Source organism: Pseudomonas sp. SWRI179 (genome assembly GCF_014268705.1).
Taxonomy (GTDB): Bacteria; Pseudomonadota; Gammaproteobacteria; order Pseudomonadales; family Pseudomonadaceae; genus Aquipseudomonas; species Aquipseudomonas zanjanensis.
In genome coordinates this window covers 84881-107404 of sequence record NZ_JABWRA010000004.1, presented here as the reverse complement: position 1 = coordinate 107404, position 22524 = coordinate 84881, and the positions used below count along the sequence as shown (strand labels likewise).

Here is a 22524-nt window from a genome sequence, read left to right as displayed (position 1 = left end):
TCAACGCGGCCATCATCTGTTTCTGGAGTTCACCTTGCGTCTGTTTCACACCTCCGACTGGCACCTGGGGCAAAATCTGCACGGCCAGGAACGCGATTTCGAACACGCCTGCTTCCTCGATTGGCTGCTGCGTCAGCTGAGCCAGGAAAAACCCGACGTGCTGCTGATCGCTGGTGACATCTTCGACACCGTCAACCCGCCGGTCAAAGCCCAGGAACGCCTGTACGATTTCATCGTCAGCGCCCATGAACAAAACGCCAACCTGACCATCGTGATGATCGCCGGCAACCACGACTCCGGCTCGCGCATCGAATTGCCCGCGCCGCTGATGCGCCGCTTGCGCACCCACGCCTTGGGCCGGGTGCTGTGGCTGGACGACGGCCAATTGGACGTCGAGCGGCTGTTATTGCCGCTGCCCGATGCCAAGGGCAAGGTCAAGGCGTGGTGCCTGGCCCTGCCGTTCCTGCGCCCCGCCGAAGTCACCGGCGCGCAATTGGGCGATGACTACCTGCGGGGCATCGGCCAGGTGCATGAGTGGCTGATCGCCGCCGCCAACAGCAAGCGCAAGAAAGGCCAGGCGCTGATCGCCGTCAGCCATGCGCACATGGCCGGCGGTTCGGTGTCCGAGGATTCCGAACGCAGCCTGATCATCGGCAACGCCGAGGCCCTGCCCGCCAGCCTGTTCGGCCCGAGCATCAGCTACGTCGCCCTGGGCCACTTGCACAAGCCGCAGAAGGTCAACGGTGAAGAACGTATCCGCTACAGCGGCTCGCCAATCCCACTGTCGTTCTCGGAGATTGGCTACCAGCACCAGATTCTCGACGTCACGCTGGACGGCGAGACGCTGGTCAAGGTCGAACCACGCCTGATTCCCCGGGCCGTCAACCTGCAACGCCTGGGCCCGGCCCCCCTGGCCGATATTCTCGGGCAACTCAAGGAGCTGCCCGACATCGACCTGCTGGCCGACATCCAGCGCCAACCCTGGCTGGAGGTGCGGGTGCGCCTCGACGAACCACAGCCAGACCTGCGCCACCAGGTTGAAACCGCGTTGCAAGGCAAGGCCGTGCGCCTGGTACGGATTGGCGCCGAGTACGCCGGCAACGGTGGCACTGGCGGCGCCGATGACGACGGTGCGTTGGTGGAGCTGGATCAGCTCAGCCCGCAGGAACTGTTCAGCCGCGCCTGGCAGGACACCTACGGCAACGAAGTGGATGAACAAACCCTCAAGGACTTTGCCGTGCTGTTGCAAGACGTGCAGATGGAGAGCGAGCAGCCATGAAGATTCTCGCGATCCGCCTGAAGAACCTGGCGTCCCTGGCCGGGCCTTTTGAAATCGATTTCACCGCCGAGCCCTTGGCCAGCGCCGGCCTGTTCGCCATTACCGGCCCCACGGGCGCCGGCAAGAGCACGCTGCTCGACGCCTTGTGCCTGGCGCTGTTCGGCGCCGTGCCGCGCCTCAACAACACCGGTCGCGACGCCAAGGTGCCGGACGTCGATGGCGAGATCGCCACGGGCGACCCGCGCACGCTGTTGCGCCGTGGCACCGGCGACGGCTTTGCCGAAGTGGATTTTCGTGGCATCGATGGGCGCCGCTATCGAGCCCGCTGGGAAGCCAATCGCGCCCGGGAAAAGGCCGGCGGCAAGTTGCAAGCCAGCCGCCAGAGCCTGCGGGACCTGGACAACGATCAACTGCTGGCGAGCCAGAAAGGCGAATACAAGACCCAGCTCGAAGCCGCCCTGGGCCTGAACTTCGAGCAGTTCACCCGCGCCGTGTTGCTGGCCCAGAGCGAGTTCAGCGCGTTCCTCAAGGCCGATGACAACGACCGCAGCGAACTGCTGGAAAAACTCACCGACACCGCCCTGTATACCCGCCTAGGCCGCCGCGCCTTCGACAAGGCCAAACAAGCCAAGGACAGCCACCGGCAATTGCAGGACCAGGCCAGCGGCGTCACGCCGCTGGCTCCCGAAGCCCGGGCCGAGCTGGACCAGCGCTTCAACGACGCCCAGCAGCAGCTCAAGACCCAGCAGGCGCAGCTCAAGCAACTGGAACAGCAACACATCTGGCTGCGGGACCTGCGCCAGTTGCAGGACGAACACGCCAGTGCCGCCGAGCAGTTGCAACAGGCCCAGGTCGATTGGGACGCCCTGGCCGACAAACGCCTGAAACTGACCCGCCTGGAACAACTGGCACCCCAGCGCCATCAATTCATCCGCCAGGCAGAACTGCGCCGACAGCTCGACCCGTTGGCCGGGCAGATCCAGCAGCTCACCCAACAGCAGATCGACTTGCATGAACAACAGGCCGAACTGGAAAAACGCCTGGACGTCGCGCAACTGGCACAGGCCGCAGCCCGGCAACAAAGTAGCGACTGTGCGCCGTTGCTGCGCCAGGCCTTTGAAGAGCAAAACAGCCTGGCCCGCCTCGCCAAGGACACCAGCCAGGCCGCCGAGCGCCAGGAACAGGCGCAACAGGCGTGCACCGAAGGCCAGCGCACCATCGATACCTTGCTCGATCAGCAAAAACAGGTGGCCGAGCGCTTGCAGCGCATCGCCGGCGAACTTGAGCAAAGCACCCACCTGGCGCCGCTGAGCGACGCCTGGAACGCCTATCGCGATCGCCTCCAACAACTGATGCTGATCGGCAATCGCCTGAACCAGGGCCAGGCCGAACTCGCCACCTTGGAACACAGCGCCGCCCGCGCCGCCGAAGAACTGGCCAGCCGCCGGCAAGACCTCGAGGTACTGTACAAGGAAGCGGGCGCCGAGCCCGACGCGGTGGCCGAACAGATCCAGTTGCTCGGCAATTTGCTGCAAGACAACCGCAAGCAACTGCGCGCGTTCGAAGAACTGACCCGGCTATGGGCCAGTCAGCTAGAGCTGGACAAACGCGGCGCCGAACTCGAACAACGCCAGCAACAGGCGTTGCAGGAACGTGACCGCTTGGTGCGTGAGGGCGGCGAAGCCAAGGCCGAACTGACCATCGCGGAGCAGGCCCTGACCGTGACCCGCGAACTGCTGGCACGCCAGCGCCTGGCCCGCAGCGAAAGCGTCGAGCAACTGCGCGCCCAGTTGCAGGACAAGCAACCCTGCCCGGTGTGCGGCAGCGTCGAGCATCCTTATCATCAACCCGAAGCCCTGCTGGAAAACCTCGGGCGCTTCGATGAATCCGAAGAGGCCAACGCCCGCAAAGCCGTCGAACTGCTCAATGAAAAAGTCATCGAGCTACGGGCGCAGTACAGCGGCGTCATGGCCCAGCTCAAGGAGCTTAAACAGCAGCAGGAGCAGCTCGCCAGCCAGCAACAGGGCTTGGCGCCTAGCCTGGAAGCCCACCCGTTGTCGGCGCAACTGCTGGCCCAGGATTCGAGCAAGCGCGACGCCTGGCTTGCCCAGCAGAACAGCCAACTGCACCAGCACATCAGCCAGGACGAACAACGGCAAGCCGCCCTGCTGACCCTGCAGCAAGACGCCGCCCGGATGGGCCAGCGCCTGCGCGAGGCCGAAGTCGCCAGCCAACAGGCCTCACAGCACCTGGACAACCAGCAGCAAGCGCTGGCCCGCGACCGCCAGCGCCTGGACGAGGAATTGAGCCACTTCAGCACCCTGCTGCCGGCGGATACCTTGCAGGCGTTGCGCAGCGATCCCGCCGCGACCTTCTTGCAGCTCGACCAGCAGATCGCCCAGCGCCTGGCGCAACTGGACCAGCAACGCGACGAACTGGGCGAACAGCTCCAGCGCCAGCAGACCCTGGAAAAAGAACAGGACCGCCAGCAGACTCGCGTCCAGCAACTGGACGCGGCCCGCGTGCAATTCAGCACCTTGAGCGAGCAACAGCAGGCCGGCCAGGAAAAACTCGCGCAACTGCTCGGTGAGCACATCAGCGCCGAACATTGGCAACAACAACTCGACCAGAGCCTCGAACAGACCCGGGAGGCCGAGGCAGCGGCCAATCAGCAGTTGCAGCAATTGCGCAACAACCTCGTGCAACTGGCCGCCGAACTCAAGGCCCGCCAGGAACAGGCACAATCCCTGGAACACGAGCTTCAAGCCCTGGCTACGGGCATCGCGCAGTGGCGCACCGGTCATCCTGAACTGGACGATGCCGCCCTCGAAAGCCTGCTCAGCCTGGACGAGCAACAGGTCAGCCAGTTGCGCCAGCGCTTGCTCAACAGCGAAAAAGCCATCGAACAGGCCCGAGTCCTGCTCACCGAACGCGAGCAACGCCTGCACAATCACCAGGCCCAGCACAACGGCAACCTGGCCGCCGAGCAACTCGCCGAAGCCCTCACCGAGCTGCAAGCGCAATTCGCCGCCAGTGAACAGCGTTGCGCCGAACTGCGCGCCGAACAGGCCGAGGACCAGCGCCGGCAGAACGCCAACCAGGCCCTGGCCCAGCAGATCGACCAGGCCTACGCCGAATACCAGCGCTGGGCACGCCTCGATGCCCTGATCGGCTCGGCCACCGGTGATCGTTTCCGCAAGCTGGCCCAGGCCTACAACCTCGACTTGCTGGTGCACCACGCCAATGCCCAACTGCGGCAACTGGTGCGCCGCTACCGGCTCAAGCGCGGCGGCAGCATGCTCGGGTTGCTGGTGATGGACACGGAAATGGGCGACGAACTGCGCTCGGTGCATTCGTTGTCCGGCGGCGAAACCTTCCTGGTCTCCCTCGCCCTGGCCTTGGGCCTGGCCTCGATGGCGTCCAGCACCTTGAAGATCGAATCGCTGTTCATCGACGAAGGCTTCGGCAGTCTCGACCCCGAATCGCTGCAACTGGCGATGGACGCCCTCGACGGTTTGCAGGCCCAGGGTCGCAAGGTCGCGGTGATCTCCCACGTGCAGGAAATGCACGAGCGGATCCCGGTGCAGATCCAGGTGCGGCGCCAGGGCAACGGGTTGAGCACGGTGGAGGTGAAATGAGTTGCGCCACGCTCTACTCCTTCCGTCGGTGCCCCTATGCGATGCGGGCGCGCTTGGCCTTGCGCTACAGCGCGGTCGAGGTGACGATTGTCGAAGTCAGCCTGAAGGCCAAGCCCGCCGAGATGCTCGCCCTCTCCAGCAAAGGCACGGTGCCGGTGCTGCAAGTCGATAACCGGGTGATCGATGAAAGCCTGGAGATCATGAGCTGGGCCTTGGACCTGCATGATCCGCAAGACTGGAGGCTACGGGACGACCCCGAAGGTCAAGCGCTGACAGCGGCGTTGGTCGAGGAAAACGACCGGGTGTTCAAGCTTCACTTGAATCGCTACAAATACCCCGAACGCCATCCCGAGTACTCGAAGGAACATTACCGTAGCGAGGGTGAAAATTTTCTGCGCAGACTGGAGGCATTGCTTGAAGCCCGGCCATTCCTGGCGGCGGAGCACCCGAGCCTGGCCGACGTGGCCGTGCTGCCCTTCATACGGCAGTTCGCCCATGTCGACCGCGACTGGTTTGCCCAGGCGCCCTACCCTCGGCTACAGGACTGGCTGCAGGGGTTTCTGGATTCCGAGCTGTTCGTGGCGATCATGGCTAAGTAACCATTTGCCCAGTTAGCGCGGTTTTTGTGGGTAATGAGCTTCTATGGCTAAGGGGGCTTTTGTGGCGAGGGAGCTTGCTCCCGCTGGGCTGCGCAGCAGCCCCCTTTTAGCGATTGCTACGCAATCGAGCGGGAGCAAGCTCCCTCGCCACAAAGGCAATCATGCAACCCATTGCTGTCTGATCCAATCAGTCGCCCAACAAACTCAACAATCGCTCACGCGCAACTTCCAGCTCACCGGGAACGGGCTGGGCCGCCGAGACAATCGGGGTGGAATAGAGGAACAGCAGCATCACTGCCAGACGCATCGCCATGGTGTCGATCCTTATTGGTAAGGAGTCAATTAACGAGCGTCAAATTTAAACACATGGCCATGTGATATCACAACGGTGATTTTCAACCCTACGCACGAAGCCTGCGATCTTTTCTCTCCCCCGGGATCCAGGTAGGAAACGAAAAGATCGCAGGCTTCAAGGGTCAGCGTTATTCAGTGTTGGGTCTTGTGGTCCAGCGCCGCATAGAAGTTGGCGCTTTGTTGCAGGTACTTCTCGGTGTAGCTCTGGGTGCGGTTTTTCTTGTCACTGATCTCGATGCTGGCACTGGCTGGCAATGCCACGGTGGCGGAGATGGCGGAAGCGGCGATCACGGAAAAAAGATTCAGGTTCATGGCGGTAATCCTCGGATTCAGTTGGCTGATTTGCCCGGTGGGGCCGTGAAGCAAACTTACGCGCCGAGGCGTCTCGCCTTGAAATGCTTTGTAATACTAGCGACTATCAGTCTTGTTGATACAACGGCGAAGGCCCCTGAAATCGGGGCCTGAGCGTTATTGACCCACCAGGAATTTCACATCGCTTGGCGCATCCATGGGCAGTTTCTGAACGGTTTTGCCCAGCAGGCCGGTCTTTGGGTCGCGCTCGATAACCACGATCTGGTTGCTTTTCTGATTGGCGACCAGGACGAATTTTTCGCTTGGATCGAGACTGAACTCCCGGGGGTGATCACCCTCGACGGAGCGTCGTTGCACTTCTTTCAAGGTGCCAGAAGACGGGTCGACAGCGAACACCAGCATTTCGTTGGTGGTGCCACGATTGCTGACGTACAGGAACTTGCCGTCCCTGGACGCATGCAACGCTGCCGCTGCCTTACCCGGCTGGGGTTTGCCGTCGGCCAGATCGACCAACTGGCGCTGGGTCAGGCGGCCGTCCTGGTAATCGAATACCGCGACCTGAGCGGTCATCTCCATCGTCAACCAGGCATGCTTGCCATCGCTACTGAACAACAGATGGCGCGGCCCGCTGCCCGGCGGCAGTTGCACGAAGGGCGGATCGGCAGGCGTCAGCGGCAGTTCGGGGTTGGCCTTGGGGTTGTAGCGGTAGACAAACACCTTGTCCGCCCCCAAGTCATTGGCGAACACATAGTTGCCGTCTGGTGACGGCACCGCGGAATGTACATGAGCGGATTTCTGCCGCTCGGGATTGACCCGGCTCGGCTGATGGCTGCCCGATTGGACCACTGGCGCCAGCTTGCCGTCCGCCCCCACCGGCAGCACCACCAAGGTGCCGCCCGGGTTTTCCAGCACGGAATAGTTACTGACCAACAAATGCTGGCCGTCGTGGCTCAAGCTCGAATGGGTCGGTTCGTTGCCCAGGGATTGCATTTGGTTGATCAGGCTGATGGCATGGGTCTTCGGGTCGATGGCGTAGCTGCTGACCTTGCCCACCGGGTCTTCTTGGCCCGGCCCGTTTTCGTTGACCACGAACAGCCGGGTCATGTCCTTGGACAGGGTCAGCCATGAAGGGTTGTCTGTCTTGATCACTTGCAACGGGTTGGCGTCGATCTGGCCGGTGCGGCTGTCGAACTGCAACCGGTAGATGCCTTGGCTCTGACCGGCGGTGTAGGAGCCCACCAGCAGTTGATGACGTTCTTCGGTGTCCGCCTGGACGCCCATGGCGCCCAAGGTGCCGGCCATCAACAGCGGCCAGAAACTACGCACTTTCATCTTCGTCGTCCTCATCGTCGTCGCCGCCGAATGCCTCTACGCATTCCAGGTGATGATCACCCGAATCACTGGTGATAACCCAGTGATTGCAGGTTGTATCGAAGGTCGCGGCCTGCATTTGCGCCGGTGTGAAACGCCAATGCTCGCGGGTGCGACCGTTCATGCACTCGACGTGCAATTGGTTCTGTTCGTCGAGGAAAAAATCGAACGCATGCAGCCCGTCGATGATGAGCATGTCGCAGGTTTCAAGGGCATGCAGCAGGGTGTCGGTTACGGCAGTCATGGTGATCAGTCGGTCATTGGGAAAGTGGCCATGATAACCCAATGTGGGCGTGGGCCTTGGGCCATAAGGTTCGAAAGCAACTTAGACTGGTAGATCGCCTTCGCGAGCAAGCCCGCTCCCACAGTTGGATTTCCAGCAAACACAAATTTTGCATTCACTGGAGATCCCCTGTGGGAGCGGGCTTGCTCGCGAAGAGGCCGACACATTCAACTTGAATGCATCTGCCTCACCGCAACCCTCAGAGCGCCTCGCGCCCCGGCACCCCATCCACCAACCGCTGGATCCCCAACGGGTTGGCGTTCTTCAGTGGTTCCGGCAACAGGCTGTCCGGATAGTTCTGGAAGCACACCGGACGCAGGAAGCGATCGATCGCCAGGGTGCCCACTGACGTACCACGGGCATCGGACGTCGCCGGGTAAGGCCCGCCGTGCACCATCGAATCACACACCTCCACCCCGGTCGGGTAACCGTTGAGCAAGATGCGGCCGACCTTCTGCTCCAGCAACGGCGTCAGTTCGCCGAACTGTTCGAAATCCGCCGGCTCGCCAATCATCGTCGCGGTGAGTTGGCCGTGCAGGCCGTTCAGCGCGGCGGTCAGTTGCGCCTGGTCGGCGACTTCGACAAACACCGTGGTCGGGCCAAAGACCTCTTCTTGCAGCGCCTCGTCACCGTTGATCAACAGGCTGGCGTCGGCCTTGAACAACTGCGGCTGGGCCTGGTTGCCCTGTTGCTCGCGCCCGGCCAAGTGTTCGATGCCCGGGTGCGCCAGCAGCTTTTGCAGGCCCTTGCCGTAGCTTTGCAGCGTGCCGGCGTTGAGCATGGTCTGGGCAGACTGGTCGCCGATCAGCGCGGCCACCTGTTGGGTGAAGGCGGTGAACTGCGGCGAGCGAATGCCGATCACCAGGCCCGGGTTGGTACAGAATTGGCCGCAGCCCTGCACCACCGAGGCGGTCAGGTCGCGAGCGATGCTTTCGGCGCGGGTTTCCAGCGCCTGGGGCAATACGATCACCGGGTTGATGCTCGACATTTCGGCGAACACCGGGATCGGCTGGGGCCGCGCGGCCGCCATGTCGCACAGGGCACGCCCGCCCTTGAGGGAACCGGTGAAACCCACGGCCTGGATCGCCGGATGCTTGACCAGCCATTCGCCGACGCCACCGCCATAGATCATGTTGAACACACCGGCCGGCATCGCGGTTTTCTCGGCGGCGCGAATGATCGCGTCGGCGACGTGTTCTGCCGTGGCCATGTGGCCGCTGTGGGCCTTGAACACCACCGGGCAACCGGCGGCCAGCGCCGCTGCGGTATCACCACCGGCGGTGGAGAATGCCAGGGGGAAGTTACTGGCGCCGAACACCGCCACCGGGCCGAGGCCGATGCGGTACTGGCGCAGGTCCGGACGCGGCAGCGGCGTGCGCTCCGGCAAGGCGCGGTCGATGCGCGCGCCGTAGAAATCACCACGGCGCAGGACCTTGGCGAACAGACGCATCTGGCCGCTGGTACGCCCGCGCTCGCCCTGGATCCGCGCCGCTGGCAGCGCGGTTTCACGGCAGACCACGGCGACGAAGTCATCGCCCAAGGCGTCCAGTTCATCGGCAATGGCTTCGAGGAACTCGGCCCGACGCGCCGCACTCAGGCTGCGATAGGTCGGGTATGCCGTGGCAGCGGCCTTGGCGGCGGCATCGACTTCTTCGGCCGTGGCCTGGACGAATGCATGGGGCAAGGCCTCGCCGGTGCTGGCGTCGACGCTCTGCAGGCGGGTCTGGCCGGCCGCGCTGCGCGCCCCGCCGATGTAGTTGTGGCCAAGGATCTGGTTCATCGCAAGTCTCCTTTAAAGTGTGCCGATAGTACCCGGATTGAACACCGCGTCCACCGGGGCAATACCGTTGACCAGCGGCGCGCCGAACTCCGCCTGGCTGATTTCGAACACATCCCCCGGCTGGGTGCGGATGCCATCGGCGAACGACAGCGTCGCGGTGCCGAAGAAGTGTACGTGGACGTCCCCCGGGCGCAGGAACTGACTGTATTTGAAGTGGTGGAATTCCAGGTTTTCGAGGCTGTGGCACATGTTCGCCTCGCCACTGAGGAATTCGTTCTGCCACAACACTTCGCCGTTGCGCAGGATACGACTGGTCCCGGACAGATGTTGAGGCAGTTCACCCACGCGAAGTTCCGGGCCAAAACTGCAACTGCGCAATTTCGAATGGGCCAGGTACAGGTAATTCTTGCGCTCCATCACATGGTCGGAAAACTCGTTGCCCACGGCAAAGCCCAGGCGATACGGCTTGCCATCGTGACCGATGACATACAGGCCGCTGATTTCCGGCTCTTCGCCGGCGTCTTCGGCGAACGGCGGCAACGGAAACGGATGGCCCGGACGGACGACAATGCTGCCGTCGCCCTTGTAGAACCATTCCGGTTGCACACCGGCCTGCCCGGCCTGGGGCTTGCCGCCCTCCACGCCCCACTTGAAGATGCGCATGGTGTCGGTCATGGTCGCTTCGTCACCGGCCTGCTGGTGCATCTTGTCCCGGGCCGAGGCACTGCCCAGGTGGGTGAGGCCGGTGCCGCTGACCAACAGGTGGGCCGGATCGGGGTGATCCAGCGGCGGCAGGATGCGCAGCTCGCCGAGCAACTGCGCGTAGTCATGGCTCGCCCCCAGGCCCAGGCCGTTGACCTGCTGCTCAAGCTTCACACCCGCCTCGATGGCCGCCAGCGCCAGCTCGCGCACGGTGCCGGCGCCCTGCACTTCGCGCACTTGATCGCCTTCGACCACACCGACGCGGCGTTCGCCGTTACTCAATTCGAACTGAACTAAACGCATGGGTTTTCTCCCTGTAAACAAAACATGAATAGGCGTAGCAGGCTTTTGTGGCGAGGGAGCTTGCTCCCGCTAGGGGGGCGAAGCACCCCCAACTCCAGGCGCCGCGTTCATTCAGGCAAAACACAGCGCGTGTTTTGCGACTGCTGCGCAGTCGAGCGGGAGCAAGCTCCCTCGCCACAAAAGCTCTCGTCCACAATTGCAATAAGTTCAGGTACGTGTCGCTCCCCGGGCGCTGGCGGCAAACTGATCCGCCGGCAACACATGCTTGCGCTCCAGCAGGCGATAGACCACGCCCGTCAACACCAAGCCAAACACCATCACACAGGACAGGAAATACAGCCCCGAAGCCAGGTTGCCGGTGTACTCCTTCAGCGCACCGATCACGAACGGACCGATGTAGCCACCCAGGTTGCCCACCGAGTTGATCAGCGCGATGCCCGCCGCCGCACTGGCGCCGGCAAAGAACCGTCCCGGCAAGGTCCAGAACACCGCCGTGCAGGAAAACAGCGCGAACGCCACCAGGCACAGCGCCGCCAATTGCAACACCGGCACCGACAACCAGGCGCTGAGGAACAGGCCGATGGCGCCCAGCACGTACAACACGGCCAGGTGACCGTAGCGGTCGTTCAAGCGGTCGGAACTGCGGGGAATGATCAGCAGGCCGACGATGCCGAAAATGTAAGGCACCGATGACACGAAACCGGTCACCAGATCGCTGCCGCCGAACTGCTTGATCAGCGTCGGCAACCACAGGCCCAGACCATAAATGCTCAAGGTCACTGGCAGGTAGAACAGCGCCAGCAGCAACACACGCTTGTCCTTGAGGGCATGCAGCGGATTGCCATGGCGGGTCTGTCCGTATTCCTCCAGGTCTTTTTTCAGCTCACCGGTCAGCCAGTCCTTCTCGGCCTGGTCCATCCATTTCACTTGTTGCGGGCCATCCGGCAGGTAGCGCAGCACCGGCCAGGTCAACAGCACCGCCGGCAGACCGATGACAATGAACAGCCATTGCCAGCCATGGAGGCCAAGGATGCCGTCCATGCCCAGCAAGCCGCCGGATACCGGGCCGGTAATCATCATCGCGATGGGCTGGGAGAGAATGAACAGGCCCAGAATCTTGCCGCGATGGCGCACCGGGAACCATTGGGTGATGTAGTACAGCACGCCCGGGAAGAACCCGGCTTCGGCCGCGCCCAGCAAAAAGCGCATCACATAGAAGCTGTAGGGCCCTTGCACGAACGCCATGCCGATGGTGATGGCGCCCCAGGTAATCATGATCCGGGCGAACCAGCGCCGGGCACCGAAGCGTTCCAGCATCAGGTTGCTGGGGATTTCCAGCAGGAAATAACCGATGAAAAACAGCCCGGCGCCCAGGCCGTAGGCCGCGTCGCCGATGCCGATGTCGGCGCCCATGTGCAGCTTGGCAAAGCCCACCGCAGAGCGGTCCACGTAGGCGATCAGGTACAGCAGGATCAGGAAGGGAATCAGTTTGAGGGTGATGCGACGAATAAGCCGCAGTTCCTGGCTCATGGGACCGGTCTCCGATTGTTGTTGTTATAGAACCTCGGGGGATTTCTCTCGCGAATGACCGCCAGGACAATCCCTCCGTTGAATCGGACTATATAGTAATACTATTTACCCAACAACACTTCCAAACCGCACAAATTGCGCTTATGTTACGCTTCAGCTAGAACAATATAGTCATACAATAAGAGAATCGATCATGTCTGATAAGAAACCCTCCCTGCGCTCGGCCCAATGGTTTGGCACCGCCGACAAAAACGGCTTCATGTACCGCAGCTGGATGAAAAATCAGGGCATCGCCGACCATCAGTTCCACGGCAAGCCGATCATCGGTATCTGCAACACCTGGTCGGAGCTGACGCCGTGCAACGCGCACTTCCGGCAGATCGCCGAACACGTCAAGCGCGGCGTGATCGAGGCCGGGGGCTTCCCCGTGGAATTCCCGGTGTTCTCCAACGGCGAATCGAACCTGCGCCCCACCGCCATGTTGACCCGCAACCTGGCGAGCATGGACGTGGAAGAGGCGATTCGCGGCAACCCCATCGACGGCGTGGTGCTGCTCACCGGTTGCGACAAGACCACTCCGGCGCTGCTGATGGGCGCCGCCAGCTGTGATGTACCGGCCATCGTCGTGACCGGCGGGCCAATGCTCAACGGCAAGCACAAGGGCCAGGACATTGGCTCGGGCACCGTGGTCTGGCAGTTGAGCGAGCAGGTCAAGGCCGGCACCATCACCATCGATGATTTCCTCGCGGCCGAGGGCGGCATGTCCCGCTCGGCCGGTACCTGCAACACCATGGGCACGGCCTCGACCATGGCCTGCATGGCCGAAGCCCTCGGCACTTCCCTGCCCCACAACGCCGCGATTCCGGCCGTGGACGCCCGTCGTTATGTATTGGCCCATATGTCCGGCATGCGTGCGGTGGAAATGGTCCGTGAAGACCTGAAACTGTCGAAGATCCTGACCAAGGAAGCCTTCGAAAACGCCATTCGCGTCAACGCGGCTATTGGCGGCTCGACCAACGCGGTGATCCACCTCAAGGCCATCGCCGGACGCATCGGCGTGCAGTTGGACCTGGACGACTGGACCCGCATCGGCCGTGGCATGCCGACCATTGTCGACCTGCAACCGTCCGGGCGCTTCCTGATGGAAGAGTTCTACTACGCCGGCGGCCTGCCCGCCGTGCTGCGGCGCCTTGGCGAAGCGAACCTGATTCCCCATCCGAACGCCTTGACCGTCAACGGCAAGAGCCTCGGCGACAACACCAAGGACGCGCCGATCTACGGCCAGGACGAAGTCATCCGCACCCTGGACAACCCGATCCGCGCCGACGGTGGTATCTGCGTACTGCGGGGTAACCTGGCGCCATTGGGCGCGGTGCTCAAGCCCTCCGCCGCCACCGCCGAACTGATGCAGCATCGCGGCCGTGCGGTGGTATTCGAGAATTTCGACGAGTACAAGGCCCGGATCAACGACCCGGAACTGGACGTGGACGCCAACTCGATCCTGGTGATGAAAAACTGCGGGCCGAAGGGTTATCCGGGCATGGCCGAGGTGGGCAACATGGGCTTGCCGGCCAAGCTGCTGGCCCAGGGTGTGACGGACATGGTGCGGATTTCCGACGCACGCATGAGCGGCACCGCCTACGGCACGGTGGTGCTGCACGTGGCGCCGGAAGCCGCAGCCGGCGGGCCTTTGGCCGCCGTGAAGGAAGGCGACTGGATCGAGCTCGACTGCGCCAGCGGCCGCCTGCACCTGGACATCCCCGACGCCGAACTCGCCGCGCGCCTGGCCGACCTCGCGCCACCGCAGCAGCTGTTGGTGGGTGGCTACCGCCAGCTGTACATCGACCATGTGCTGCAAGCGGACCAGGGCTGCGACTTCGACTTCCTGGTGGGCTGTCGCGGCGCCGAGGTGCCGCGTCACTCTCACTGACCCAAATCGACCGGTAAGGATTGGATGATCTGAATGTGGGAGCGGGCTTGCTCGCGAAAGCACTGTATCAGACACATAGTTGTTAACTGATACACCGCTTTCGCGAGCAAGCCCGCTCCCACATTGGATCCGCGTCCACATCAAAAACTCGCACTAGCGACCCGCCATCGCCGCGCCTGCTATCATGCGCAACACTCCCCTCCCACAGGATCGCGCAGCGCCCCATGGATTACCGCAAACCCTCCGACCGCAAAAGCATGCACGCGCGCATCGTCCAGGAACTGGGCATGCAGATCGTCTCCGGGCGTTTCAAACCGGACGATAAACTGCCCGCCGAAGCCTTGTTGTGCGAAGAGTATGCGGTCAGCCGCCCGGTGCTGCGCGAAGCCACGCGAGTGCTGGTCGCCAAGGGCCTGGTGTATTCGCGTCCGCGGGTGGGGACGGTGGTCAAGGCCCGCCGTGAATGGCACATGCTCGATCCGGACGTCCTGCACTGGTTGATGCAGAGCAGTCCGCAGAACGAATTCTTCAGCCTGCTGACCAGCGTGCGCAGCATCATCGAACCGGCCGCCGCCGCCCTCGCCGCCCAGTTCGCCACCGACGAGGACATCGCTGCCATCAACGAAGCCTACCAGCGCATGGAAGCGGCCCCGACACCTGAAGCCCTGCTGCAACCGGACCTGGACTTCCACAGCCGCATCGCCGAAGCCACCCACAACGACCTGCTCGCCAACCTCTGCAACATGTTGTCGGTGGCCATCGCCGAAGCCCTCAAGCATTCCAACCAGCGGCCCAACCTGCATGAACTGGCGATGCCGCGGCACAAGGCGATCCTCACTGCCATCGAGAATCGCGACGCCCTCGGCGCCCGCCATGCCACGCTGGTGCAACTGGACGATGCCCGCAGCGCGTTGAATGTAGTGCTGGGCAGCGATCCCGTTCAGGCCTGACACCATCCTCGCTCAATGGGTGGTATCTATATACCGCCCACAGAAGACGGAAATCCTGACACTCGACGCTGGTCGTCATTCCGACGGCCACGCGTTCAGGAAAAGGATTTCTCATGACCTCACCCACCCCAGTCGACAGCCTCTCTGCGCTTGCACAAAATGTCAGCCGGCAATTCGCCGATCGTCCAACGTTCGCGCAGATCGCGCAGCGAACACTTGAGCAGGCCATCAAGGCCCACTACCCGTCGCTGATTATCGACCTCTCCAAGACACGCCTCGCGGTACCGGATGCAACTGCCCGCAGCTGGAGTTTTCAGCCCTTCATGCCGCTGGTGCTCGATTACCTGGCCTTCGGTACGCCCTTGGATCTCAGTCCACGGGGCAACCTTGACTGTTATCTTTCCGACGTCCCTCCACAGCGTCTGTGGTCAGGCACTCAGAAACCGGACATGAAGGTCCTCGAAAAGCTATTGCTTGAATTGCCCTGGCGTATACCGATCGTGCTGGAAGACGCATTGACCCGCTATTGGAACGCTGATATCGGCACCCACGCCACGCCCGCCAGCCGCTGGCAATGGCTCAGCGACACCCTCCATAACCTGTTGCAGATCCGCGCGCTGCAACAGCCAGGCCTCACTGAGCCGGCCCGTGAAACCCTTGATCAACTCGCCCGCTGGCCCGACCGTGCCGCACGTTTCAGCCGCAATACCTCTCCCGTCTACGCCTACAGCCTGGAAAGCACGCTCACCCAAGGCGCCAGCAGCACGATCCTGCCGAGCAACGATATCCTCTTGCTTCATTACACCCCTAACGGGCTCGTCATCCTGCTTTGCAACCCCGGCAGCCCCGTGCAGTCCTTCGCTTCCATGGAAGCCTTCCATCACCATTGGCGTGATCAGATCGCCAGCCGCTATGTGGTCGATACCCTCACCTGCCGGCGCTACGAAATCAGCGGCAATGTGTTCGACACCCAAGCCGCCAGTATCCTGGAGCAGCAGTTGGCCGACTTGAAGGCGGTGCAATTGCCCTCGCGTATTGGCCTGCAAAGCCTCGACGCACTCTATGACGAGCTGAGTGGCCCGGCCCGTTATCTGGACGACACACCGCGCCTCACGCCTGAAACCTCGACACGACTCAAGCCACTGCTCCCCGACTGGTTGAAAAAGGCCTCCCTCGTCGACCAGACCCGGTTCCAGCGCTACAGCCTGGCGCTGGCCAGCGTCAAGAAGCGCGATCAGGGCCGAACCCATCTGAGTGACATCAAGGCATTCACGACCGACGCTTTACTCACCCAGATGCACAAGGCCAACGACAGCAGCCCGGCCAAGACAACCCCCAGCCACTTCCAACCCGACGATGTGGAACTGACTTTTACCGTCTCTGCGGGGTTCCCCGGAACGGCCGGCATCAGCGAGAAACGAACGATGAGCCTGACTCGGCTGGCCATCGACAATCTCGTCGCACGCCCCAGTGGTCATGTGCAGCTCAGCCATCGCCAGGGCCTGGCGTTGCCTGCATGGCTGACGCTGGACTTCATTACCCGCAAGGACGGGCTGATCGAGCAAGTCGATATCGGCACCACATACCCTCGCTACCTGCAACAGGAGTTGTTGGGCGATTCGCTCCAGGCGCAGGAATATCAACGTATGTTTGCCGAGCAGATCCCGGCGCAGTTGCCCCTTGAGGCGCTGCTGGACATGCTCAACCAAAAAAATGGCATGACCCGCCAAGGGCTGCGACTGATCGAGGCGCTGCTGCAGCCCGACGCCGAGGGTCGGCAGGTGGACGGCCGCCCCGTGGTCATTCGGCACCTGGCTTTCCTGCGCAAGCCCCAGGCTCGCCCCGACCTTGTGACCAACATGTTCATCGTCGAAGCACAAGACATCAACACGGGGCCGCACCTTTTGTATCGCCCCTTGTATGCGCCCGCGTTGACGGAGTTCACTACCCGAGAAGCACTGTTGCAGGCTGTCGTCAGCGGTGGGGATTTGCAGGACAGCATCTTGACCTGGCTGTCCGACGACGCTCGCCCGGTCTATGCCAATGGTGGCTTCCTGGAGCCGCACATCGTGCGTTTTTTCCAGGGCGACGAATTCAGTGCTCCTGAAAAACCCGCTCCGGCGACACTGGCTATGGACGGCGCCAATGATGAGTTGCTGCAATACCTGCACAAAGGTGAGTTGATGCAGTACCTCTACGGCTGCAATGCCCGGGCCCTGGTGACCCAGGCCGACCGATCCGCAGTGTCCAACAGCGAAAGCCGCTGGGCCGTGTACCTCAAGGGCGGCAGCCTGCTGTTCAACACCCTGTTGTTTCCGTTACTGCGTGGCCCGGCCATGGCCAGTGTCTGGCTATGGAGCCTGATGGCCAGCGCCAGCCAAGACATCCCGGCGCTGCTCAGTGACGACTCGGCGACCCGTGAACTCGCCGCTGTCGACCTGTTGGTCAACCTGGTGATGCTCGTGGCTCAGCTTCCCTCGGCCGCAGTGCCCTCTCGCCCCGCCGTGCCCGTACGAGTCAGGGACCAGGCAATGCGTGCCCCCGCGCCGCGCCTCCTTGCCGAGCAATGGCCCGCGCCGGAACTGCCGAACTTTCAGGAAGGCCCCATTGCCTTGCCCGGCGAACAATCCGTGGCCGCCAGCCGCACGCTGGACCTGAGCTTCGCCAACGCCCGTCATCGACTGACACCGGAGCAGTCGGCCCAGTTGCGACGCATGCAGGTACCACGCCCCGCATCATTGCCCGAACCGATTGAAAATGGTCCGTTTACCGGTTTGTACGTGATCGACAACAAATGGCACGCCCTGGTGGACCGCAACCTGTATCGCGTCAACACAGAATCGGACGCCAGTGTGACGATCATCGATCCCCTCGCCCCGTCAGGAGGGGGGCCACAACTGCAATCGGATAATCAGGGCAATTGGTCGCTGGATCTGGGTTTGCGCTTGCGCGGCGGAATGCCTCCCAGACGAATGGCCGAACAGCGGCGCCTCAACGTAGAAAGAACAATCGAATTGGTCGATGAATTGAAGACGCACATGGCCCAGGAGGCCGAACGGCAAAAGGCCTTGGACGTGGCCCAACAGGTCATGGTCCGGCTCGAGCAAGGCAGCACGTATACCGAGGAGCAGCGCGCGCCAAGACGCAAGGTGTTTTACGACCTGCTCAACGCGCAGACTGACGGTTACCTCAAACTGCTGGACAGCGCGCCGGAACGCGCCAGGCTGGGAATCGACCTACCCACCCCAAGCATCCGCGGGCTGATGGAGAATGTGATCAACAACGCCCGCAAGGCCTTCCTGATCGTTGACGCCGAGCATAGAGCCTTGATCATTGCTAATCGTCAATTCTCGGATGAGACTGCCACAGAGCTTGTGGTCGCAAATTTGCCTGGTTATCTGAAGTTCCTCGATAGCTCGAGTGAGCTCCTTGATCGTTCGATTCACTGGCTGGACCTCAAAGACGAATACCTGGAAAAACTACTGAATCTGGATTCCGCGGGCGCTCGCGCATACGAACGCCTCACCCGCGACCGACCGTTGGATGAGAGGAATTCGTTAGCATCAAAAGCCATGCTATTGTCGACACTGCCTATGCTGGCGATCAAAAACCCCAACGGCGATTTGCCCGATAGCCTGCGGCGCATCCTTGGTTCCGTGGCCGTACAGGTACGCTCGCACGCCGACCTGGGCCTGCATGAACTCTCCCCGTCGGAACAGTTCGAGGTCCTGGAAAGCCTGAGCGAACAATACGGCAAGACGTTGGACGCCTTGCACGGCATAAAGACGCTTTACGCGGACGACATTGACGAATTTCATTTCGACCGGCTGCTGAAGGTGCTCGACAGTCTCTACCAGGACGCTTCCCGCCAACTGGCCGCCGCCGTCAAGCCTGAGCCCAACCCACGCAAGCGACCGCCCCAGCACACCGGAACGGCTACCGGGCGCCTTCGAAAAAAAGTGATCAATACCCGCAAAAACGGTGTGCTGATCGGTGATCTGAAACCAGCCGACGAGAGCATGCCGATCGACGTCGTCGAGCTGCGCTCCCAGGTCGAGGACACCGTGCTGGCGTCCTATTCGCGTCATGACGATGTCTGGGATGTCATCGAAGTACGCCGCCCAGCGCCCTCCCCAAGCACTCGACCGGTCAAGGCAATCAGGGCTGACGCGCAAAAACTGCTCGATGAATTGGATGAACGCTTGCGCCGGGCCGAAGGCTACAAAAAACGCTGCCGTCATCCTCAGGAAATCGAGGAGATCATGAACAACGAGGCGAGTAGATTCGCAAAACTGGCAGAGGAATTGGATCGCGCCCTGACGTTGTCGAAAACACCGGCGACTGCCGCTGAACAGGCGCTGGTCAAACAGCTGGCAGATGCCATCACCCACCTGAAGGCCAAGGGCAGCGCCCTGCGCACCGAGCTGAGCCTGCAACTGCCTCCCACCGATGGCAACCTTCGCTACCTGTTCGAAAAGAACCTGATACAAGTTGCGCGACTGGGCGAACGCAAAGCCTTGAAAGGAACCCGCAAGGACTTCCTGCAGGAATACGCGATCAACGACCGTAACGGCTTCCCTCTCTGGTACGCGCATTTTCACTACGAAACCGCCGGGACGCCGAAAGCCGATTACAGCGTCGCCCATCTCAAGACCAAGGAGCAGCGTCGGGAGCACTATCATTCGCTGCTCGCCAAGGCGGACAGCCCCTATGCGGTGGTGAACGTGCATCGCGGGCAGATTGGCAAATCCTTGGCCCGCGACAAGTTTCTGCCGTTGGCGCCCTGATGGTTCACTTCAAGCGGGTGTGATCGTGGCGAGGGAGCTTGCTCCCGCTCGGTTGCGCAGCGACCGCCCGAGGGGCCTGCTTCGCAGTCCAGCGGGAGCAAGCTCCCTCGCCACAGAGGGTGTGTTTAGGCAGGAATGATCAGTACCTGAGCGACAAAAAGCCTGTGGGAGCGAGCTTGCTCGCGATGGCGGACGGACATTCAACACCTTCATTGACTGTCACACCGCTATCGCGAGCAACCTCGCTCCCACATGGGGTCGCCACCAGGGCTGTGCCGGGCAGGTCCTGCCCATCCATCAATGGGCAAACAATGAATTGCCCTTCTGCCCCGCCAGCTTCTCGGGCTTGATCAGGAACCGCGCCAAGGCTGGCAGCAGCCACAGCGCACCAAACATGTTCCACAGCAACATGAACGTCAACATCAGCCCCATGTCGGCCTGGAACTTGATGGCCGAGAAGATCCAGGTGCACACGCCAATCGCCAGGCACAGGCCGGTGAACAACACGGCTTTACCGGTGGATTTCAGCGTCTGGTAGTAAGCCTCCTGCAACGGCAAGCCGGCCCTCAGGAAACTTTCCAGGCGGCTGTAGATGTAGATGCCGTAGTCCACGCCAATCCCCACCCCAAGCGCCACCACTGGCAAGGTCGCGACCTTCACGCCAATGCCCATGAAGGCCATCAGGGCGTTGCCCAGCACCGAGGTCAGCACCAGCGGCAGCACGATGCACAGCGTCGCCGCCCAGGAACGGAAGGTGATCATGCACATGGTCGCCACGCAGATGTACACCAGGATCAGAATGGTCAGTTCCGATTCCTTGATCACCTCGTTGGTGGCCGCCTCGATGCCGGCGTTGCCGGCGGCGAGGATGAACTCCAGGCCCTCGCGGTTGTTGTCCTTGGCAAAATCCTGCACCGCCTTCACCGCGCGGTCCAGGGTCTCGGCCTTGTGATCGTTGAGGAACACCAGCACCGGCGCCAGGGAGCAACTGTTGTTGTACAGGCCATCGGCCCGGGCGATGGAGTTGTTCAGCACGTCAGGGTTGCGCGACAAGGTCTCCCATTTCAGGTTGCCCTCGTTCATGCCCTTGATCATTTGCTTGGACACGGTCACCAGGGAAATCGCCGACTGCACCCCCTCGGTGTTCTGCATCTTCCACATCAGCTCGTCGATCGGCGCCATGGCCTCATAGCGCGAGCAGCCTTCGGCCTTGGTCTTGACCATCACCACCAGCACATCGGAACTGGTGGAGTAATTGCTGATGATGAAGTTGTTGTCCTGGTTGTAGCGCGAATCCGGGCGTAGTTCCGGCGCGCCCTGGTCCAGGTCGCCGATCTTCAGGTTCTGGCTGTACCAGAGGCCACCGCCAAAGGCGATCACCGCCAGGGCAATGGACACCGGCGCAACCTTGGCGCTGGCGAAACTCGACAGCAGGCGCCAGAACGGGTGTTCACGGGTCGCGTCTTTCTTGCTGCGCTCGACCGCCCGCTTACTGATGCCGACGTAAGAGATCGCCACCGGCAGCAGGATCAGGTTGGTGAACACGATCACCGCCACGCCGATGGAGGCGCCGATGGCCAGTTCACGGATCACGCCGATGTCGATGATCAGCAAGGTGATGAAGCCCACGGCGTCCGCCAGGATCGCGATCATCCCCGGCAGGAACAACTGCCGGAAAGTACGCCGCGCCGCCGTCAGGGCGTTGTCCGCCTCGCTGGACTGCAAGGCGATGCCGTTGATCTTCTGCACGCCATGGGAAATACCGATGGCGAAGATCAGGAACGGCACCAGCATCGAGTAGGGATCCAGGCCGAAACCGGCCGCGTGCATCAGCCCCAGTTGCCAGACCACCGCCACCAGGGTGGTGCTCAGCACCGCGACGGTGCTGCGCATGCAGTTGGTAAACCAGTACAGCAGGACCAAGGTGATGACGAAGGCCACGCCGAAGAACAGCACCACCATGACCAGGCCGTCGATCAAGTCGCCGACTTTCTTGGCGAAGCCGACGATATGGATCTGCACATTCGGGTTCTGGGCTTCGAACTTGTTGCGAATCTTGTCTTCAAGCTCATGGGAGAACTTGCGGTAGTCGAGGGCGAGCAACTTGCCCTGGTCCTGCGGGTCGGGATAGGACTCCAGCAATGGGATATCGATGATGCTCGACTTGAAGTCGTTGGCCACCAGGCGCCCGACCTGGCCGGACTTGAGCACGTTGTTGCGCAACAGGTCGAGGCTGTCGGCCGAGCCGTTATAGCTCTGGGGGATCACCTCGCCGCCGGCGAAGCCCTCCTCCGTCACTTCGGTCCAACGCACGCTGGGGCTCCACAACGACTTGAGCCCGGAACGATCGACACCGGAGATGTAGAACACCTCGTCATGGATCTGGCGCAGGGTCTCCATGTAGTCCTTGGAGAAAATATCGCCGTTGGTGGCTTCCACGGAAATACGCACCGTGTTGCCCAGGTTCGCCAGGTCGTTGCGGTGCTCAAGCATCTTCTCGATAAAAGGATGCTCGAGGGGAATCATTTTTTCGAAACTGGTGGAGGGACGGATCAGCGTGGCCTGCCAGAACAGGAAAACGCTGACCAGCAGGCAAATGACGATTACTGCCGGGCGGTTGTTGAAAATCAGGCGCTCGAGAAACGTTGCCTTGTCTTGGTGATGACTGCTCATGGGGTCCGCCTTCTTGTTTTTATGCCCGTCTCG

The 22524-nt window shown here is 61.9% G+C and carries 14 protein-coding genes; 6 read left to right on the top strand and 8 right to left on the bottom strand.

Going from position 1 to position 22524, the window contains the following annotated elements; genetic code table 11:
- Nucleotides 1–34: 34 nt before the first annotated feature.
- From HU767_RS03650 to HU767_RS03640, 3 genes are read left to right on the top strand one after another with little or no spacing between them, the layout of a single operon-like run.
- A complete protein-coding gene (locus tag HU767_RS03650) occupies nt 35–1279 on the top strand; it encodes an exonuclease SbcCD subunit D C-terminal domain-containing protein (RefSeq protein WP_186704889.1) in 1245 nt (414 codons plus the stop codon).
- The gene (locus tag HU767_RS03645) at nt 1276–4917 is read left to right on the top strand and encodes an SbcC/MukB-like Walker B domain-containing protein (protein ID WP_186728541.1); all 3642 of its coding nucleotides are present in this window, start codon (nt 1276–1278) and stop codon (nt 4915–4917) included. Before HU767_RS03650 ends, HU767_RS03645 begins: the two co-directional genes overlap by 4 nt.
- Nucleotides 4914–5516, top strand: a complete 603-nt coding sequence (locus tag HU767_RS03640; RefSeq protein WP_186728540.1) for a glutathione S-transferase — start codon at nt 4914–4916, stop codon at nt 5514–5516. The genes HU767_RS03645 and HU767_RS03640 overlap by 4 nt, the downstream gene beginning before the upstream one ends.
- A gap of 187 nt (nt 5517–5703) precedes the next feature.
- Here HU767_RS03640 and HU767_RS29035 read toward each other — a convergent pair whose 3' ends face one another.
- From HU767_RS29035 to HU767_RS03610, 7 genes are all read right to left on the bottom strand, one after another.
- Entirely contained in the window at nt 5704–5829 is a 126-nt protein-coding gene (locus HU767_RS29035; protein WP_272971873.1) for a hypothetical protein, read from the bottom strand.
- A 173-nt stretch (nt 5830–6002) separates the two neighbouring features.
- Complete coding sequence (locus tag HU767_RS03635) at nt 6003–6182, bottom strand: hypothetical protein (protein ID WP_018611529.1); 180 nt, start codon at nt 6180–6182, stop codon at nt 6003–6005.
- Nucleotides 6183–6338: 156 nt separating this feature from the next.
- Nucleotides 6339–7514 (bottom strand): lactonase family protein, encoded by a 1176-nt coding sequence (locus HU767_RS03630; protein WP_186728539.1) that lies wholly within the window; start codon nt 7512–7514, stop codon nt 6339–6341.
- Nucleotides 7501–7797 (bottom strand): DUF5629 family protein, encoded by a 297-nt coding sequence (locus HU767_RS03625; RefSeq protein ID WP_186728538.1) that lies wholly within the window; start codon nt 7795–7797, stop codon nt 7501–7503. The genes HU767_RS03630 and HU767_RS03625 overlap by 14 nt, the downstream gene beginning before the upstream one ends.
- 238 nt (nt 7798–8035) lie before the next feature.
- A complete protein-coding gene (locus HU767_RS03620; protein WP_186728537.1) occupies nt 8036–9616 on the bottom strand; it encodes an aldehyde dehydrogenase (NADP(+)) in 1581 nt (526 codons plus the stop codon).
- A gap of 12 nt (nt 9617–9628) precedes the next feature.
- Entirely contained in the window at nt 9629–10621 is a 993-nt protein-coding gene (araD1, locus tag HU767_RS03615; RefSeq protein WP_186728536.1) for an AraD1 family protein, read from the bottom strand.
- A 207-nt stretch (nt 10622–10828) separates the two neighbouring features.
- Nucleotides 10829–12151 (bottom strand): MFS transporter, encoded by a 1323-nt coding sequence (locus HU767_RS03610; protein ID WP_186728535.1) that lies wholly within the window; start codon nt 12149–12151, stop codon nt 10829–10831.
- Nucleotides 12152–12344: 193 nt separating this feature from the next.
- Between HU767_RS03610 and HU767_RS03605 the strand changes: the two genes are divergently transcribed.
- The 3 genes from HU767_RS03605 (at nt 12345) to HU767_RS03595 (ending at nt 19818) form a co-directional block, all read left to right on the top strand.
- Nucleotides 12345–14081: an IlvD/Edd family dehydratase gene (locus HU767_RS03605; protein ID WP_186728534.1), complete on the top strand. Its 1737-nt coding sequence runs from the start codon at nt 12345–12347 to the stop codon at nt 14079–14081.
- Between the two features lie 224 nt (nt 14082–14305).
- Entirely contained in the window at nt 14306–15031 is a 726-nt protein-coding gene (locus tag HU767_RS03600) for a FadR/GntR family transcriptional regulator (RefSeq protein ID WP_186704880.1), read from the top strand.
- 113 nt (nt 15032–15144) lie between these two features.
- On the top strand, nt 15145–19818 hold the full coding sequence (locus HU767_RS03595) for a DUF6543 domain-containing protein (RefSeq protein WP_186728533.1): 4674 nt from the start codon (nt 15145–15147) through the stop codon (nt 19816–19818).
- Between the two features lie 297 nt (nt 19819–20115).
- On the opposite strand, the gene HU767_RS03590 is transcribed toward HU767_RS03595, so the two are convergent.
- Nucleotides 20116–22491, bottom strand: a complete 2376-nt coding sequence (locus HU767_RS03590; RefSeq protein WP_186728532.1) for an RND family transporter — start codon at nt 22489–22491, stop codon at nt 20116–20118.
- Nucleotides 22492–22524 lie beyond the last annotated feature (33 nt).